The 14485-nt window shown below is 55.3% G+C and carries 16 protein-coding genes and 1 tRNA gene; 8 read left to right on the top strand and 9 right to left on the bottom strand.

Annotation, left to right across the window (positions count from 1 at the left end):
* Window positions 1–2: 2 nt before the first annotated feature.
* On the bottom strand, window positions 3–980 hold the full coding sequence (gene epmA, locus ACR8BF_RS16990; RefSeq protein ID WP_179897332.1) for an elongation factor P--(R)-beta-lysine ligase: 978 nt from the start codon (window positions 978–980) through the stop codon (window positions 3–5).
* Between the two features lie 135 nt (window positions 981–1115).
* Here epmA and ACR8BF_RS16995 point away from each other — a divergent pair, with 135 nt between their 5' ends.
* Window positions 1116–1640, top strand: coding sequence for a lipocalin family protein (locus ACR8BF_RS16995; protein WP_292986500.1), 525 nt, complete (start codon window positions 1116–1118; stop codon window positions 1638–1640).
* A gap of 55 nt (window positions 1641–1695) precedes the next feature.
* Here ACR8BF_RS16995 and ACR8BF_RS17000 read toward each other — a convergent pair whose 3' ends face one another.
* The 3 genes from ACR8BF_RS17000 to efp form a co-directional block, all read right to left on the bottom strand.
* Window positions 1696–1830: an entericidin A/B family lipoprotein gene (locus tag ACR8BF_RS17000; protein WP_003848302.1), complete on the bottom strand. Its 135-nt coding sequence runs from the start codon at window positions 1828–1830 to the stop codon at window positions 1696–1698.
* A gap of 102 nt (window positions 1831–1932) precedes the next feature.
* Entirely contained in the window at window positions 1933–2064 is a 132-nt protein-coding gene (locus ACR8BF_RS17005; protein WP_003848306.1) for an entericidin A/B family lipoprotein, read from the bottom strand.
* Between the two features lie 50 nt (window positions 2065–2114).
* Window positions 2115–2681: an elongation factor P gene (gene efp / locus ACR8BF_RS17010; protein WP_008925396.1), complete on the bottom strand. Its 567-nt coding sequence runs from the start codon at window positions 2679–2681 to the stop codon at window positions 2115–2117.
* Between the two features lie 43 nt (window positions 2682–2724).
* On the opposite strand from efp, the gene epmB reads away from it, so the two are divergent.
* Window positions 2725–3753: an EF-P beta-lysylation protein EpmB gene (epmB, locus tag ACR8BF_RS17015; protein ID WP_313697758.1), complete on the top strand. Its 1029-nt coding sequence runs from the start codon at window positions 2725–2727 to the stop codon at window positions 3751–3753.
* A 53-nt stretch (window positions 3754–3806) separates the two neighbouring features.
* On the opposite strand, the gene ACR8BF_RS17020 is transcribed toward epmB, so the two are convergent.
* From ACR8BF_RS17020 to ACR8BF_RS17035, 4 genes are all read right to left on the bottom strand, one after another.
* Entirely contained in the window at window positions 3807–4154 is a 348-nt protein-coding gene (locus ACR8BF_RS17020) for a DUF4156 domain-containing protein (RefSeq protein ID WP_008925394.1), read from the bottom strand.
* A gap of 324 nt (window positions 4155–4478) precedes the next feature.
* A complete protein-coding gene (gene groL / locus ACR8BF_RS17025) occupies window positions 4479–6128 on the bottom strand; it encodes a chaperonin GroEL (RefSeq protein WP_090963845.1) in 1650 nt (549 codons plus the stop codon).
* Window positions 6129–6177: 49 nt separating this feature from the next.
* Window positions 6178–6471, bottom strand: a complete 294-nt coding sequence (locus tag ACR8BF_RS17030; protein WP_179897327.1) for a co-chaperone GroES — start codon at window positions 6469–6471, stop codon at window positions 6178–6180.
* Window positions 6472–6700: 229 nt separating this feature from the next.
* Window positions 6701–7162, bottom strand: a complete 462-nt coding sequence (locus tag ACR8BF_RS17035; protein ID WP_313697885.1) for an FxsA family protein — start codon at window positions 7160–7162, stop codon at window positions 6701–6703.
* A gap of 328 nt (window positions 7163–7490) precedes the next feature.
* Here ACR8BF_RS17035 and aspA point away from each other — a divergent pair, with 328 nt between their 5' ends.
* The 6 genes from aspA to ACR8BF_RS17065 all read left to right on the top strand — a co-directional run bounded on the left by aspA (window position 7491) and on the right by ACR8BF_RS17065 (window position 13222).
* Window positions 7491–8927: an aspartate ammonia-lyase gene (gene aspA, locus ACR8BF_RS17040; RefSeq protein ID WP_033731988.1), complete on the top strand. Its 1437-nt coding sequence runs from the start codon at window positions 7491–7493 to the stop codon at window positions 8925–8927.
* A 118-nt stretch (window positions 8928–9045) separates the two neighbouring features.
* Window positions 9046–10347, top strand: coding sequence for an anaerobic C4-dicarboxylate transporter (locus tag ACR8BF_RS17045; protein WP_179897325.1), 1302 nt, complete (start codon window positions 9046–9048; stop codon window positions 10345–10347).
* Between the two features lie 64 nt (window positions 10348–10411).
* On the top strand, window positions 10412–10726 hold the full coding sequence (gene cutA / locus ACR8BF_RS17050; RefSeq protein WP_179897323.1) for a divalent cation tolerance protein CutA: 315 nt from the start codon (window positions 10412–10414) through the stop codon (window positions 10724–10726).
* Complete coding sequence (locus ACR8BF_RS17055; protein ID WP_434745315.1) at window positions 10702–12402, top strand: protein-disulfide reductase DsbD; 1701 nt, start codon at window positions 10702–10704, stop codon at window positions 12400–12402. The genes cutA and ACR8BF_RS17055 overlap by 25 nt, the downstream gene beginning before the upstream one ends.
* A gap of 62 nt (window positions 12403–12464) precedes the next feature.
* Complete coding sequence (gene dicD, locus ACR8BF_RS17060) at window positions 12465–13040, top strand: division control transcriptional repressor DicD (protein WP_434745316.1); 576 nt, start codon at window positions 12465–12467, stop codon at window positions 13038–13040.
* 106 nt (window positions 13041–13146) lie between these two features.
* Window positions 13147–13222: transfer RNA gene (locus ACR8BF_RS17065), tRNA-Phe, on the top strand.
* Between the two features lie 83 nt (window positions 13223–13305).
* On the opposite strand, the gene ACR8BF_RS17070 is transcribed toward ACR8BF_RS17065, so the two are convergent.
* Window positions 13306–14475 carry a Gfo/Idh/MocA family protein gene (locus ACR8BF_RS17070; protein WP_434745317.1) on the bottom strand — a complete coding sequence of 390 codons (1170 nt, stop codon included), beginning with the start codon at window positions 14473–14475 and terminating at the stop codon, window positions 13306–13308.
* Window positions 14476–14485: the final 10 nt, after the last annotated feature.

Consider the following 14485-nt stretch of genomic DNA (forward strand, 5'->3'; position numbering starts at 1 on the left):
AATTAGCACCGATCAACCGGAAACGCGATCACCTCACTCAATGACTCCGCTTTCAATGCCAGCATGATCAGGCGATCAATACCCAGCGCGACCCCGGAACAGGCTGGCATACCATGCGCCAGCGCATCCAGCAGATAAGTATCAATAGGATGCACAGGCAGATTACGCGCCGCACGGCGACGGTTATCCTGCTCAAAGCGCTGACGCTGCTCGCGGCTGTCGGTCAGTTCACGGAAACCGTTCGCCAGCTCAATGCCCTTGTAATAGACCTCGAAGCGTTCTGCCACGCGGTGATCTTCCGTACTGATCTCTGCCAGTGCAGCCTGGCTGGCCGGGAAATGGTAAACAAAGCAGGGTTTATCCTGACCAATCTTCGGTTCTACGCCCAGCATAAATAGCAGCATCAGTAAGGTATCGCGATCCTCTTCTGCCCGCGCCAGCTCGCCTTCACCCAGCTTCTCAGCCGCTTCACGCAACTGCGCTTTATCCGCAGACAGCGGGTCAAGCTCGAGATGGCGGATAAATGCCTGCTGATAGGAGAGCGACTCCGCGCTATCACACTCAAGCACCTGCTGCATCAGATCGTCGACTTCGTTCATCAGACGGTACATGTCGTAATGCGGCCGGTACCACTCCAGCATGGTGAATTCCGGGTTATGATGGCGTCCCGCTTCTTCATTGCGGAAGCTACGCGCCATCTGGTAGATCGGTCCACTGCCGGCCGCCAGCAGACGTTTCATATGATATTCCGGGCTGGTCATCAGCCAGAGATCGCGCCCCTGCGAAGCGCCAGGTCCGACAAAACGCGTCTGAAATGGCACCAGATGGATATCGGTAATGGTCGCCTGGCTCATCGCCGGCGTATCCACTTCCAGCACGCCGCGATCGGCAAAGAAACGACGCACTTCTGCTAAAATAGCGGCGCGTTTTAACAAATTGGCGATGGATGCGCTTGGTTGCCAGCTTGCCGTTTCGCTCATGGTGATGACTCCTGATACAAATTAGGTGGGGAAGTCTACCTGCAATGCCTGCGGCAAACAATCTCGTGCCCATGCTGCCAAAAACAGCGTTTCGGCTTCTATACTTAAGCGGTTAAATCAAAAAGGAATCCCACTATGTCTCCATGGAAAACAGTTGCTGCCAGCCTGAGTGCTTTTCTCTCAGTAGCCTGTAGCACCACCCCGCCAAAGAACGTCACGGTCATTGATCACTTTGACAGCCAGCGCTATCTCGGTCAGTGGTATGAGATTGCCCGCCTTAATCATCCTTTTGAGCGCGGCCTTGAACAGGTGACGGCAAACTACAGCCCGCGTGAAGATGGCGGTCTGAAAGTGATCAATCGTGGCTATAACGTCAAAAAGCAGCGCTGGCAGGAGAGCGTCGGTAAAGCCTATTTCACCGGTGAACCACAGCGAGCCTCCCTGAAAGTCTCTTTCTTTGGCCCCTTCTACGGCGGTTATAACGTTATCGCCCTGGACCCCGATTATCGTTACGCCATGGTGTGTGGCCCGAATCGCCACTATCTCTGGATATTGTCACGGACACCTCAGCTGGAGCCGGGCGTAAAAGAGAAACTGATTGAGCAGGCGCGTCGGGATGGTTTTCCGGTTGAAGAGTTAATCTGGGTAAAACAGAAATAGTGCAGAATCTGACAAGCCGGTACGAAAAGCATTTCGTACCGGTTGGAATAACAGGTTACTTCGTGCTGTTCTGAATCGCCTGGCCACCCGCTTCAACATCTTCGCCCACGCCACGCGTTGTATTACACGCCGTCAGCAGAGAAGAGAGCACCAGTACAGAGAAGATTGCGGCAATACTTTTCTTTAACATAACAATGTCCTTTTTGATGGATGTAAAGTACAGCGCTTTAAGCATAGCCGGATTTCAGGCACTTGCTGCTGGCGGGACCCTAAAAAGGACAACCCGTTACGGTCATTTTGCCGCACGCGAAATAGCACCACCTAAGTGGGAGACATCTTCGCCAAAACCGTGGAATGTGTTGCAGGCGCTTAGCGCAGAAGAGACCAGCAACGCGAACGCGATTAATTTTGCCAGCTTGATCATTTTTTCTCTCAGACAAGAAAAAGGCGCACCCGGAGATGCGCCTGCGAATCTTATTTCACGCGTGACACGTATTCGCCAGAGCGGGTGTCAACTTTGACCACTTCGCCCTCCTGCACGAACAATGGCACTTTTACCACGGCGCCGGTAGACAGCTTGGCTGGCTTACCGCCAGTACCCGCAGTATCACCTTTCAGACCTGGATCGGTTTCGATAACTTCAGCTTCAATAAAGTTCGGCGGCTGAACGGCGATTGGGCGACCGTTCCACAGCGTAACGATACATTCAGCGTTATCCTGCAGCCATTTCGCTGCATCGTTTACCGTCTTCTCTTCGACCTGGAACTGCTCAAAACTTTCCGGGTGCATGAAGTGATAGAACTCACCGTCGTTGTACAGGTAGTTCAGGTTGGTATCTACTACGTCTGCGCCTTCGGCGGAGTCGGTAGATTTAAAAGTTTTCTCAACGCGAGAACCCGTCAGCAGGCGACGCATTTTGACGCGTGCGAATGCCTGACCTTTACCCGGTTTAACAAACTCACTGGATTCGATGGCATACGGCTCGCCTTCGAACATGATTTTAAGACCGGGACGGAAATCGTTGCTAGAATAAGTCGCCATGAAGGCCCTCTACGAAAATTGACACTGGTACTAAGCCAAAAAAATGGCACACATTGTAACCCTAAAAACACCTTCCAGAGAAGATTGGTTGCAGCAACTTGCGAATGTTGTCACTGAACCTGATGAATTACTGCGGATTTTAGCCCTGGATCAGCACACCGAGCTGGCAGAAGGTGCGGATGCGCGGCGTCTTTTCGCCCTGCGTGTCCCGCATGCGTTCATCCGCCGGATGAAAAAAGGCGATGCGCACGACCCACTGCTGCTTCAGGTTCTGACCCGCCGCCAGGAATTCACTGATGCGCCAGGTTATAGCACCGATCCGCTCGATGAACAAAGTAACGTTGTGCCTGGATTGCTGCATAAATACCGAAACCGGGCATTATTACTGGTAAAAGGCGGCTGCGCGGTCAACTGTCGCTACTGCTTCCGTCGTCATTTCCCCTATCAGGATAATCCCGGCAACAAGCGTAGCTGGCAGGCGGCACTGGACTATATCGCCGATCATCCTGAGCTGGATGAGATCATTTTCTCCGGCGGCGATCCGCTGATGGCGAAAGATCATGAGCTCGCCTGGCTGATCGCCGCGCTGGAAAAGATCCCGCACCTGAAACGCCTGCGCATCCACAGCCGTTTGCCGGTGGTGATACCCGCACGCATTACCGATCAATTCTGTCAGATGCTCAGTGAAACCCGCCTGCAGGTGCTGATGGTCACGCACATCAACCATGCGCAGGAGATTGATGATGAGCTGCGCGAGGCGATGATCAGCCTGAAGCGTGCCGGTGTGACTCTGCTTAATCAGAGCGTTTTATTGCACGGTATCAATGACAATGCGCAGACGCTGGCGACGCTGAGCAACGCCCTGTTCGATGCAGGGATTCTGCCCTATTATCTGCACGTGCTGGATAAGGTACAGGGTGCCGCGCATTTCTTTGTCTCAGATGACGAAGCACGCCAGCTGGTTCGGTCCCTGCTGTCACAGGTCTCAGGCTATCTGGTGCCGAAGCTGGCACGGGAAATTGGCGGCGAGCCGAGCAAAACGCCGTTAGATTTGCAGTTACGTCAGGAATAAAAACGGCCAGCGAAAGGCTGGCCGGTTGAATACGGTAAGGTGCCCGATTCACATTATGGACACTTATAAACCTGGCCGGTCATTTTGCTGTCGAGTGGCGCGAACGCGGATAACAGGTTCTGCGTCGGGCTGGTGGCACCATAAATCACGTTGCCGCCCATCTCTGCTGCGCGATTGCGCAGGTCATTAGCTGCACCGCGCAGTGCACTGGTTTCGCCGCCTGCACCGCTCAGCCAGTTGCTCTGTGAGCCGGTGATATTGCCCAGAAGCTGACAGTTATTGCCAGGCTGCTGATCGGTAAACGTTACGCGCTGTCCTGCTGAAGAGAGTTGCGTAGAGCTGCTGCAGCCCGCCAGCAATAACGCGCCAGCCGTCAGTCCGAGCAAGAGGTTAATCCGCATTGTAATCCCCATTTATTATCATCAGAGTCGGGTGGCAGCGTAGCAGAAAAAGATCTCTTTTTTCTGAACATTCATTGCCTTAATCCCGTTATATCACCTCAATATTTCATACTGTATTCAGGCTGGCAGATTGGCGCATCCCCATAAACTTACAGCAGCAAGTCAATCCGGCGGGGCGACAACAGTCAGCGAGCAGACAGCGGGAGATATCAAGAGGAAAGACGAACGATTGCGCCACTACTTATACTATTTTCCCACCCAAAAGAAAAACCCCCGACCGTTTCCGATCGGGGGTTCTGTGATGACTTAAGCAGTCAACGGCAATTACATCATGCCGCCCATACCGCCCATGCCACCCATACCGCCAGCGCCGCCGCCTAAATCAGGTGCGTCGCCTTTAGGCATGTCAGTGACCATACATTCGGTGGTGATCATCAGACCTGCAACAGAGGCCGCGTACTGCAGAGCAGAACGGGTCACTTTGGTTGGGTCCAGGATACCGAAGTCGATCATGTTGCCGTACTCTTCAGTCTGCGCGTTGTAACCGTAGTTACCGTCGCCCGCTTTCACGTTATTAGCGACAACAGATGGCTCTTCACCGGCGTTAGACACGATCTGACGCAGTGGAGATTCCATCGCGCGCAGCGCAACTTTGATACCGACGTTCTGATCTTCGTTCTGACCACGCAGATCAACCAGCTGTGCTGCAACGCGAACCAGCGCCACGCCACCACCGGCAACCACACCTTCTTCTACAGCAGCACGGGTTGCGTGCAGCGCATCTTCAACGCGGGCTTTCTTCTCTTTCATTTCAACTTCAGTAGCTGCGCCGACTTTCAGAACGGCTACGCCGCCTGCCAGTTTCGCGACGCGCTCCTGCAGTTTTTCTTTGTCGTAGTCAGACGTTGCTTCTTCGATCTGCTGACGAATCTGGGTTACACGTCCCTGGATTGTCGCTTCTTCACCCACACCGTCGATGATGGTGGTGGTGTCTTTGTTGATCACAACGCGTTTAGCCTGGCCCAGATCTTCCAGAGCCGCTTTTTCCAGTTCCATACCGATCTCTTCAGAGATAACGGTACCACCGGTCAGGATAGCGATATCCTGCAGCATCGCTTTACGACGGTCGCCGAAGCCTGGTGCTTTCACAGCAGCCACTTTCACGATGCCACGCATGGTGTTCACCACCAGTGTTGCCAGCGCTTCGCCTTCAACGTCTTCCGCGATGATCAGCAGTGGTTTGCCTGCTTTCGCAACGGCTTCCAGCACTGGCAGCATTTCACGGATGTTAGAAATTTTCTTGTCAGCCAGCAGGATGAACGGAGATTCCAGTTCAATTGCGCCTGTTTCTGGCTTGTTGATGAAGTAAGGGGACAGGTAGCCGCGATCAAACTGCATACCTTCAACCACATCCAGCTCGTCCTGCAGGCCGGTGCCTTCTTCAACGGTGATCACGCCTTCTTTACCTACTTTCTCCATCGCCTGAGCAATCAGCTGGCCCACGGTTTCATCGGAGTTAGCAGAGATAGTACCAACCTGCGCAATCGCTTTAGAGTCAGAGCAAGGTACAGACAGCGCTTTCAGTTTCTCAACCGCAGCGATCACTGCCTGATCGATACCGCGCTTAAGGTCCATTGGGTTCATACCCGCTGCGACCGCTTTCAGGCCTTCGGTGATGATAGACTGTGCCAGTACGGTTGCAGTGGTGGTACCGTCGCCCGCAGCGTCGTTCGCTTTAGAGGCCACTTCTTTCACCATCTGCGCGCCCATGTTCTCGAACTTGTCTTCCAGCTCGATTTCACGTGCCACAGAAACACCATCTTTAGTGATGGTCGGTGCACCAAAAGATTTATCCAGAACTACGTTACGGCCTTTCGGGCCTAGGGTAACTTTTACTGCATCTGCCAGTACGTTCACGCCACGCAGCATTTTTACGCGTGCGTCATTACCGAATTTTACGTCTTTAGCTGCCATCTTTAAATATCCCTTAAATTCGTTTCGTTCAGTGAATTACGCGTAAAAATTACGCTTCAACAACGGCCAGAATGTCGCTCTCAGAGATGATCAACACCTCTTCGTTGTCGATTTTCTCGGTTTTAGCGCCGTAACCTTCACTGAAGATCACGACATCACCAACCTTCACGTCCAGCGGCTTAACGTCGCCACTCTCAAGGATGCGGCCATTGCCAACAGCCAGAACTTCACCACGGGTGGATTTACCGGCTGCAGAACCGGTCAGCACGATGCCGCCAGCTGATTTAGCTTCAACTTCTTTACGCTTGACGATAACGCGATCGTGCAATGGACGAATTTTCATGTGATAGCTCTCCTTTGAGAAGTCCAATCATTCAGTTTTGGGGTTGATCACCGGTCTGCATGGCTTCCGGCCTCGTGACCAGAGAGATAGGGCCGCCACCATCCGCTTTCAAGGGGGCAGACAACAAATTTTTTTACCCTGATGTGATAACTGGTGGCTTTTTAAACAGATGACGGGACAAATAAAAAACGCAACCCGAAGATTGCGCTTTTACAGGCTATTGATGCGGTTAACGATCCTTGCGATCGTCATGGTTCTCAAGGCGATCGCTGTCTTTACGCTCGAACTCGCCATCCATGGTGTAGCCGCTGTCAGGGCCGGCGCCGGGTCCGCGCCAGACGCGCAGATGAGGCATCAGCTTCAGCGTCAGATGCTTCTGTACCGGTGGCAGCAGCAGCAGCAAGCCCAGCAGGTCAGTGAAGAAACCAGGCAACAGCAGCAGGAAGCCCGCGATGATCAGTGACACGCTTTTGATCATCTCAGTGGCCGGGCTTTCGTTACGTGCCAGCTTCTCCTGCATCAGCATAAAGTTTTTCATGCCCTGATTTTTGACCAGCGACACCCCGATGCACGACGTGAAGACCACCAGCAGCATGGTAAGCAGCACGCCCATGACGTGTGCCACCTGAATGAAGAGTGAAATCTCAATCCAGGCCAGAATAAAAAAGACTAATAACGGTATCCAGCGCACCGTACTCTCCTGTAAGTAGGGGCTGAACGGCAGCGTGCCGGTCAGCAGAAAGCGTTCATCCTGAGGATGATAAGAAAAGAGATGGGCACCCGCGCCGCCATTTTCAACCGATCCTGTCAAATTTATCCGGCGGGGTTAATTTTGTAACCAACTTCACATATCGTTAACCATACTGCAGCATTAAGTGATCTGCATGCGTGCTTTTCTTAAGCATCAGAATATGATCGCACACGCCCCTATGAAGACGGATAATATGTCGGCACGGGTACACCACGACAAAATAAACACATCCTTTGTGATGGTTAGCGGCAACAACAAGAAGGTTATCATGGCGAACAACATTCGTATCGAAGAAGACCTGTTAGGTATGCGCGAAGTTCCGGCGGATGCCTATTATGGCGTTCATACTCTGCGTGCGATTGAGAATTTTTATATCAGCAACAGCAAAATCAGCGACATACCTGAATTTGTCCGCGGAATGGTGATGGTAAAAAAAGCGGCGGCGATGGCCAACAAAGAGCTGCAGACCATCCCGCGCAACATTGCCGATACCATCATCAAGGCCTGTGACGAAGTGCTGAACAACGGCCGCTGTATGGACCAGTTCCCCGTAGATGTCTATCAGGGCGGTGCCGGAACCTCCGTGAACATGAACACCAATGAAGTGCTGGCGAACATCGGCCTGGAGTTGATGGGCCACCAGAAAGGGGAATATCAGTACCTGAACCCCAACGATCATGTAAACAAATGCCAGTCTACCAATGACGCCTACCCAACCGGCTTTCGCATCGCGGTTTACAGCTCGCTGTTGAAACTGCTTGATGGCATCAGCCAGCTGGCCGAAGGTTTCCAGCACAAAGCCGATGAATTCCAGACCATCCTGAAAATGGGCCGTACCCAGTTGCAGGATGCTGTGCCAATGACACTCGGTCAGGAGTTTCACGCCTTCAGCGTGCTTCTGAACGAAGAGACCAAAAGTATTCTGCGCACCGCTGAACTGCTGCTGGAAGTGAACCTGGGCGCGACCGCCATCGGCACCCGACTCAATACGCCGGAAGGCTATCAGCATCTGGCGGTACAGCGTCTGGCGGAAGTCAGCAACCTGCCGGTGGTGCCCGCGGAAGACCTGATTGAAGCCACTTCTGACTGTGGTGCCTATGTGATGGTCCATTCATCGCTGAAACGTCTGGCCGTGAAGCTCTCCAAAATCTGTAACGACCTGCGCCTGCTCTCCTCCGGCCCACGCGCCGGCCTGAATGAAATCAACCTGCCAGAGCTGCAGGCGGGTTCCTCTATCATGCCGGCCAAGGTTAACCCGGTGGTGCCGGAAGTCGTCAATCAGGTCTGCTTCAAAGTCATTGGCAACGACATCACCGTCACCATGGCCTCTGAGGCAGGTCAGTTACAGCTCAACGTGATGGAGCCAGTGATTGGTCAGGCACTGTTTGAATCGATCAGCATCCTGACTAACGCCTGTTACAACCTGCTGGAGAAGTGCGTCAACGGTATTACCGCCAACCGTGCGGTGTGCGAAGCCTACGTCTTCAACTCGATTGGTATCGTGACTTACCTCAACCCTTACATCGGCCACCATAACGGCGACATCGTCGGCAAAATCTGTGCGGAAACCGGTAAAAGCGTGCGTGAAGTCGTGCTGGAGCGTGGCCTGCTAACGGAAAGTGAGCTGGACGATATCTTCTCGGTACAGAACCTGATGTACCCGGTCTATAAAGCCAAACGTTATACCGATGAAAACGAACAGTAAGGCTTAACCGACGCTGGTTAACCAAAGGCACACCGCGATCAACACGGTGTGCCTTTTTTTTTGTTAAACAACACACAACACACCCAGGTTTACCCGGTTTAATTTTCAGGAGTGATTCATGTTTGTGGTTGAGCTGCTTATCGTTTTGATGGCGATCTGGTTGGGCGCACGTCTTGGCGGGATTGGTATCGGGTTCGCCGGCGGGATGGGCGTGCTGGTGCTGACGCTGGGATTTGGCCTGGCACCCGGCGCTATCCCGTTCGATGTGATTGAAATCATCATGGCGGTAATCGCCGCGATAGCCGCCATGCAGGTGGCGGGCGGCATGGATTATCTGGTCAGCCTGGCAGAAAAACTGCTGCGCCGTCATCCGCGCCATGTCACGCTACTGGCCCCCCTGGTCACCTACCTGATGACGCTGCTGGCCGGAACCGGACACACTGCGTTCTCCACGCTGCCGGTGATTGCGGAAGTGGCGAAAGAGCAAGGCGTCCGCCCTTCCCGCCCGCTGTCGATTGCAGTGGTGGCTTCTCAGATCGCCATTACCGCTTCACCGATTTCAGCCGCGGTAGTCTTCTTCGCCACCCTGCTTGAACCGCGCGGCATCAGCTATATCACGCTGCTGGCGATTGCCATTCCCTCAACCATGGTGGGTCTTTTTCTGGCGGCACTGGTGACGAACTTTCTGGGCAAAGAGCTGAAGGATGATGAGGTCTATCAGGCGCGCCTCGCCAAAGGTGAAGTCACGCTGCGCGGCGCCAGCGTCTTCCAGGCAAAACCGGGCGCGAAAAAATCAGTGATGCTATTTCTGACAGGTATCGTGGCCGTAGTGCTCTATGCCACCGCGACCAGCGCCAGCGTTGGCCTGATCGCCAATCCGCCGCTGCCACGCAATGAAGCGATTGTGGTGTTTATGCTCACCATCGCCACACTGATCAGCCTGACCTGTAAGCTCGACACCAGCGACATCCTCAGCGCCAGCACCTTTAAATCCGGCATGAGCGCCTGTATCTGCGTAATGGGCGTCGCCTGGCTGGGCGATACCTTTGTGAAGGCGCATCTGGCGGAGATCCAGATGCTGGCAGGTGATGCGCTGAAAACGTATCCGTGGATGCTGGCGCTGGTGCTCTTCTTCGCCTCAATGCTGCTCTACTCGCAGGCCGCGACCACCAAAGCGCTGATGCCCGCCGCGCTGCTGCTGGGCGTGACGCCGCTGACGGCTATCGCTTCTTTCGCGGCGGTTTCGGCGCTGTTTGTGTTGCCGACCTACCCCACCCTGCTGGCCGCCGTTGAGATGGATGACACTGGCTCAACCCGTATTGGCAAGTTTGTCTTTAACCACGCCTTTATTATTCCCGGGGTAATCGCGATTGCACTGTCGGTGCTCTCTGGCTTCGTGTTTGGCGGACTGCTGTTGTAGCGCCGTCATCGTGTTACTGATGGAGCGTGCTATCATCGGCGCTCTTTGAAACAGGAGTCACAGGATGAATGCGGTCGTTATCCTCTGCACTGCGCCCGATCAGGCCACGGCAGAGCACCTTGCTGGCTTAGCGCTGGAAGCCAGACTGGCGGCCTGTGTCACACTGCTGCCTGGCGCCACCTCCTGGTATCTCTGGCAGGGAAAAATGGAGCAGAGCAGCGAAGTCCAGATGCTGCTGAAGTGCGACAGCGATCATCAGCAGGCGCTGTGTAATCTGCTCAAAGACGCTCACCCTTACGACGTACCCGAACTGCTGGCGCTGCCGGTTCAATATGGAGACAGTGAATACTTGTCATGGCTGCACGCATCTCTCGCTTAATTACGCTTCTGCTGACGCTGTTTGTCTGCCTGCAGGCGCACGCCTCACTCTTTTCAAACCCGGCGACCAGCCGCTTTGTGCCCGTCGATCAGGCGTTTACGTTTGACTTTGACCAGCAGGGCGCGCAGCTCAACCTGCACTGGAAAGTGAAATCAGGTTACTACCTCTATCGTCAGCAGATCCACATTACGCCGCAAAACGCGGCCATCGCGCCGCTGACGCTGCCCGTCGGTCAGCCGCATGAGGATGAATTCTTTGGGAAAAGTGAGATCTATCCGCAGGACCTGACGCTACCGGTAACGCTGAAACAGGCAGCCAGGGGTGCCACGCTCAGCGTGACTTATCAGGGCTGTGCCGCTGCCGGATTCTGTTATCCGCCGGAAACACGCAGCGTGCCAGTGAGTGCAGTAGCAGCCAGCAGCGCACCCGCGCCGGTCAGTGCTCAGCCCGCGCCCGCCAGTCCGCTGCCCTTTTCCCCGCTCTGGGCACTGCTGATCGGCATCGGCGTGGCATTTACGCCCTGCGTGCTGCCGATGTATCCGCTGATCTCCGGCATTATCCTTGGCGGACAGCGGCATTATTCCCTCGGGCGACTGTTCGCACTGGCGATGGTCTATGTCCAGGGGATGGCGCTGACCTACACGCTATTAGGGATGGTGGTCGCGGCAGCGGGATTACGCTTCCAGGCCGCGTTGCAGCATCCATACGTGCTGTTCACGCTCTCCCTGCTGTTTATCGTGCTGGCCCTGTCGATGTTCGGCCTGTTTACGCTGCAACTGCCCTCGAGCCTGCAAACCCGTCTGACCCTGTGGAGCAATCGCCAGCAGGGGGGATCGCTGCCCGGCGTCTTCCTGATGGGCGCACTGGCGGGATTGATCTGCTCACCCTGTACTACCGCTCCGCTCAGCGCCATTCTGCTTTACATCGCACAAAGCGGAAATCTGTGGGCCGGTGCCGGGACGCTGTGGCTCTATGCGGTCGGCATGGGCTTACCGCTGATCGCTGTGACCCTGTTTGGTAACCGGCTGCTGCCAAAAAGCGGCCCGTGGATGCAAACCGTCAAAGAGGGCTTTGGTTTTGTCATCCTGGCGCTGCCGGTGTTCCTGCTGGAGCGGGTAGTGGGCGACGCGTGGGGATTGCGGCTCTGGAGCCTGCTCGGCGTGGCGTTCTTCGGCTGGGCGTTCAGCATCAGTCTGCGCGCCAGCAGCGGTAAGTGGCGCGTAGTGCAGGTTATTATGCTGGCCGCAGCGCTGATCAGCGCGCGTCCATTACAGGACTGGGCATTTGGCGGCCCGGCCACGCAGCATGCTGTGGCACCGCTGCCGTTCCAGTCCCTCCAGACGCCGCAACAACTCGATAGCGCGCTGCAGCAGGCCCGGGGCCGCATCACGATGGTCGATCTCTACGCGGACTGGTGCGTCGCCTGCAAAGAGTTTGAAAAATATACCTTTAGTGATAACGCCGTGCGCGATAGCCTGAGCAGGGTTCAGTTGCTACAGGCTAACGTCACCGCCAACAGCGCCAGCGACAACGCGCTGTTGCAGCATCTTCAGGTGCTGGGCTTACCAACCATTTTGTTCTTTGATGCGCAGGGCCGTGAAATCCCCGGATCGCGCATCACCGGGTTTCTCAATGCCGCCGATTTCCGGGCGCATTTGCAGAAACTTACCCCATAAACAACACTGGACAGGTCATTGCCCGGCGAAATTGCCGGGCCTGCATACCAGAGGAGAGTCACTTGCAGCGTGAACAGATACTCGAGCATGCATTGAATGTGCTTGAACAGAACGGCCTCGCCGCCACCCTCTCATTGGCAACCCTGGCGGGTTCCGACTTAAGTCAGGAGCAGCTTCAGCTGTTCTGGCCCGACCGCGATGCCCTGCTCTATGATGCACTGCGCTATCACGGCCAGCAGATTGAAACCTGGCGACGCCAGATCCTGCTGGATGAATCGCTATCACCGGATCAGAAGCTGATGGCACGCTATGAAGTCCTGAGTGAGCAGGTCAGCAAAGGACGCTTTCCGGGCTGCCTGTTTATCGCCGCCTGCAGCTTCTACCCGCAGCCCGATCAGCCCATCCATCAACTGGCCGAGCAGCAAAAAAGCGGCTCGTGGCAGTTCACCCATGACATTCTGGTGGAGCAGGGTCTGGATAACCCCAGCATGGTGACCGATCAGATGGAGCTGATCCTTGAAGGCTGCCTGAGCAGGCTGCTGGTGAAGCGCAATGTGCAGGATGTCGCCACCGCACAGCGGCTGGCAGAGGATGTCTACAGTATCGCGCTGTGCCGAAAAAATGGCGCGCTGGCCTGAGTTTTACCCGCTTTGACTGAAAATCAGGCAATCAGTCACGTTTCCAGGGGTTTTTTAGTGAAAGCCGTTGACGACCTGCGGCCTTTACGGTTTAATGCGCCCCGTTGCCCGAATAGCTCAGTCGGTAGAGCAGGGGATTGAAAATCCCCGTGTCCCTGGTTCGATTCCGGGTTCGGGCACCAAAATTTAAAGAAACCCGCCTCTGGCGGGTTTTTTGCGTTCTGCGTCTGACGTTTTCATTAATATCAATGCCAGTCGCCCTGCCTTATCCTTCCACCCACACCGCCCCGGCATCTGCTGATTTCACGCACTGCGCCACCCAGCGCACGCCCATTAAGCCGGCATGCACATCGGGATACCAGAAGCCCTGAAGGAAGGCAGTGTCGCGGCGATCGGTGGCATCCATTGCCAGCGCGAAGCGACGATAGAGATTCGACCAGGCTTCAAATAGTCCTTCTGTGTGTCCCCCACTAATGCGGTCCTCTTCCAGCGCGCGCGGGCTGAGGTAGCCCATGCCGCGCTCCAGAATCCGCACCGGTTCGCCCTGCACTTCGTATCGTAGCTGGTTCGGCTGCTCATCCCACCACTCCAGGCTGGCTTTCGACCCGACCACCCGAATCTTCTGCCCATGCATCGATCCCGCATTCACCGCCGACGCCCAGAGCGTGCCGACCGCACCGTTGTCATACTCCATCATCACGAAGGCGTTATCCTCCAGCGGTGCACGCGAGGCAACAAAGCTCTGGCGTGAACAGAGCAAACGTTTCACTTTTAACTGCGGCAACATCGTTTCGGCAATAAACAGTGGATGCGTCGCCAGATCGCCTAACACGTAACTCGGGCCGACAAAGCGCGGATCGACCCGCCAGCGGGTGCTCTCACTCTGCAACTCTACCGCCTCATTATGGAAGCCGTGGGCAAACTGCATATTCACGATGCGGATCTCACCCAGGGCCCCTTCAGCAATCATCTCTCTGGCCTGATGAACCAGCTGATGCCCGGCATAGCCATACGTGACGCCAACAATCTTCTGCTTCTCCCGGCTCAGCTGCTCCAGCTCATCGGCCTCTTCGACCGTAAAACAGAGCGGCTTCTCGCACACCACATGCAGCCCGGCACTCAGGGCCGCCCGACAAATAGAGAAATGCGTATTATTAGGCGTCGCGATCGACACCGCTTCAATGCCATCTTCACGCGCGGCTTCTCCGGCGAACAGGCTGGCATAATCGGTGTAACAGCGCTCAGGAGCCACACCCAGCGCCTGACCAAACTCGCGCCCGCGTGCGGCATCAAGATCAAACGCGCCCGCCAGCAGCACAAAGTTGCCGTCACGCTGTGCCGCCGAGCGATGGATATATCCAATCTGGCTGGTGCCGCCGCCGCCGATCATGCCCCAGCGCAGTGAGCGATTAGCCGCTTTTTTACCGTTAATCATGCTGTTGTCC

Source organism: Candidatus Pantoea rara (genome assembly GCF_051136265.1).
Lineage (GTDB): Bacteria > Pseudomonadota > Gammaproteobacteria > Enterobacterales > Enterobacteriaceae > Pantoea > Pantoea rara.

What these genes read in the sequence shown, in the direction of transcription:
- epmA (WP_179897332.1), bottom strand. Translation starts at nt 980, where the DNA reads ATGAGCGAAACGGCAAGCTGGCAACCAAGCGCATCCATCGCCAATTTG.
- ACR8BF_RS16995 (WP_292986500.1), top strand. Translation starts at nt 1,116, where the DNA reads ATGTCTCCATGGAAAACAGTTGCTGCCAGCCTGAGTGCTTTTCTCTCA.
- ACR8BF_RS17000 (WP_003848302.1), bottom strand. Translation starts at nt 1,830, where the DNA reads ATGTTAAAGAAAAGTATTGCCGCAATCTTCTCTGTACTGGTGCTCTCT.
- ACR8BF_RS17005 (WP_003848306.1), bottom strand. Translation starts at nt 2,064, where the DNA reads ATGATCAAGCTGGCAAAATTAATCGCGTTCGCGTTGCTGGTCTCTTCT.
- efp (WP_008925396.1), bottom strand. Translation starts at nt 2,681, where the DNA reads ATGGCGACTTATTCTAGCAACGATTTCCGTCCCGGTCTTAAAATCATG.
- epmB (WP_313697758.1), top strand. Translation starts at nt 2,725, where the DNA reads ATGGCACACATTGTAACCCTAAAAACACCTTCCAGAGAAGATTGGTTG.
- ACR8BF_RS17020 (WP_008925394.1), bottom strand. Translation starts at nt 4,154, where the DNA reads ATGCGGATTAACCTCTTGCTCGGACTGACGGCTGGCGCGTTATTGCTG.
- groL (WP_090963845.1), bottom strand. Translation starts at nt 6,128, where the DNA reads ATGGCAGCTAAAGACGTAAAATTCGGTAATGACGCACGCGTAAAAATG.
- ACR8BF_RS17030 (WP_179897327.1), bottom strand. Translation starts at nt 6,471, where the DNA reads ATGAAAATTCGTCCATTGCACGATCGCGTTATCGTCAAGCGTAAAGAA.
- aspA (WP_033731988.1), top strand. Translation starts at nt 7,491, where the DNA reads ATGGCGAACAACATTCGTATCGAAGAAGACCTGTTAGGTATGCGCGAA.
- ACR8BF_RS17045 (WP_179897325.1), top strand. Translation starts at nt 9,046, where the DNA reads ATGTTTGTGGTTGAGCTGCTTATCGTTTTGATGGCGATCTGGTTGGGC.
- cutA (WP_179897323.1), top strand. Translation starts at nt 10,412, where the DNA reads ATGAATGCGGTCGTTATCCTCTGCACTGCGCCCGATCAGGCCACGGCA.
- ACR8BF_RS17055 (WP_434745315.1), top strand. Translation starts at nt 10,702, where the DNA reads ATGGCTGCACGCATCTCTCGCTTAATTACGCTTCTGCTGACGCTGTTT.
- ACR8BF_RS17070 (WP_434745317.1), bottom strand. Translation starts at nt 14,475, where the DNA reads ATGATTAACGGTAAAAAAGCGGCTAATCGCTCACTGCGCTGGGGCATG.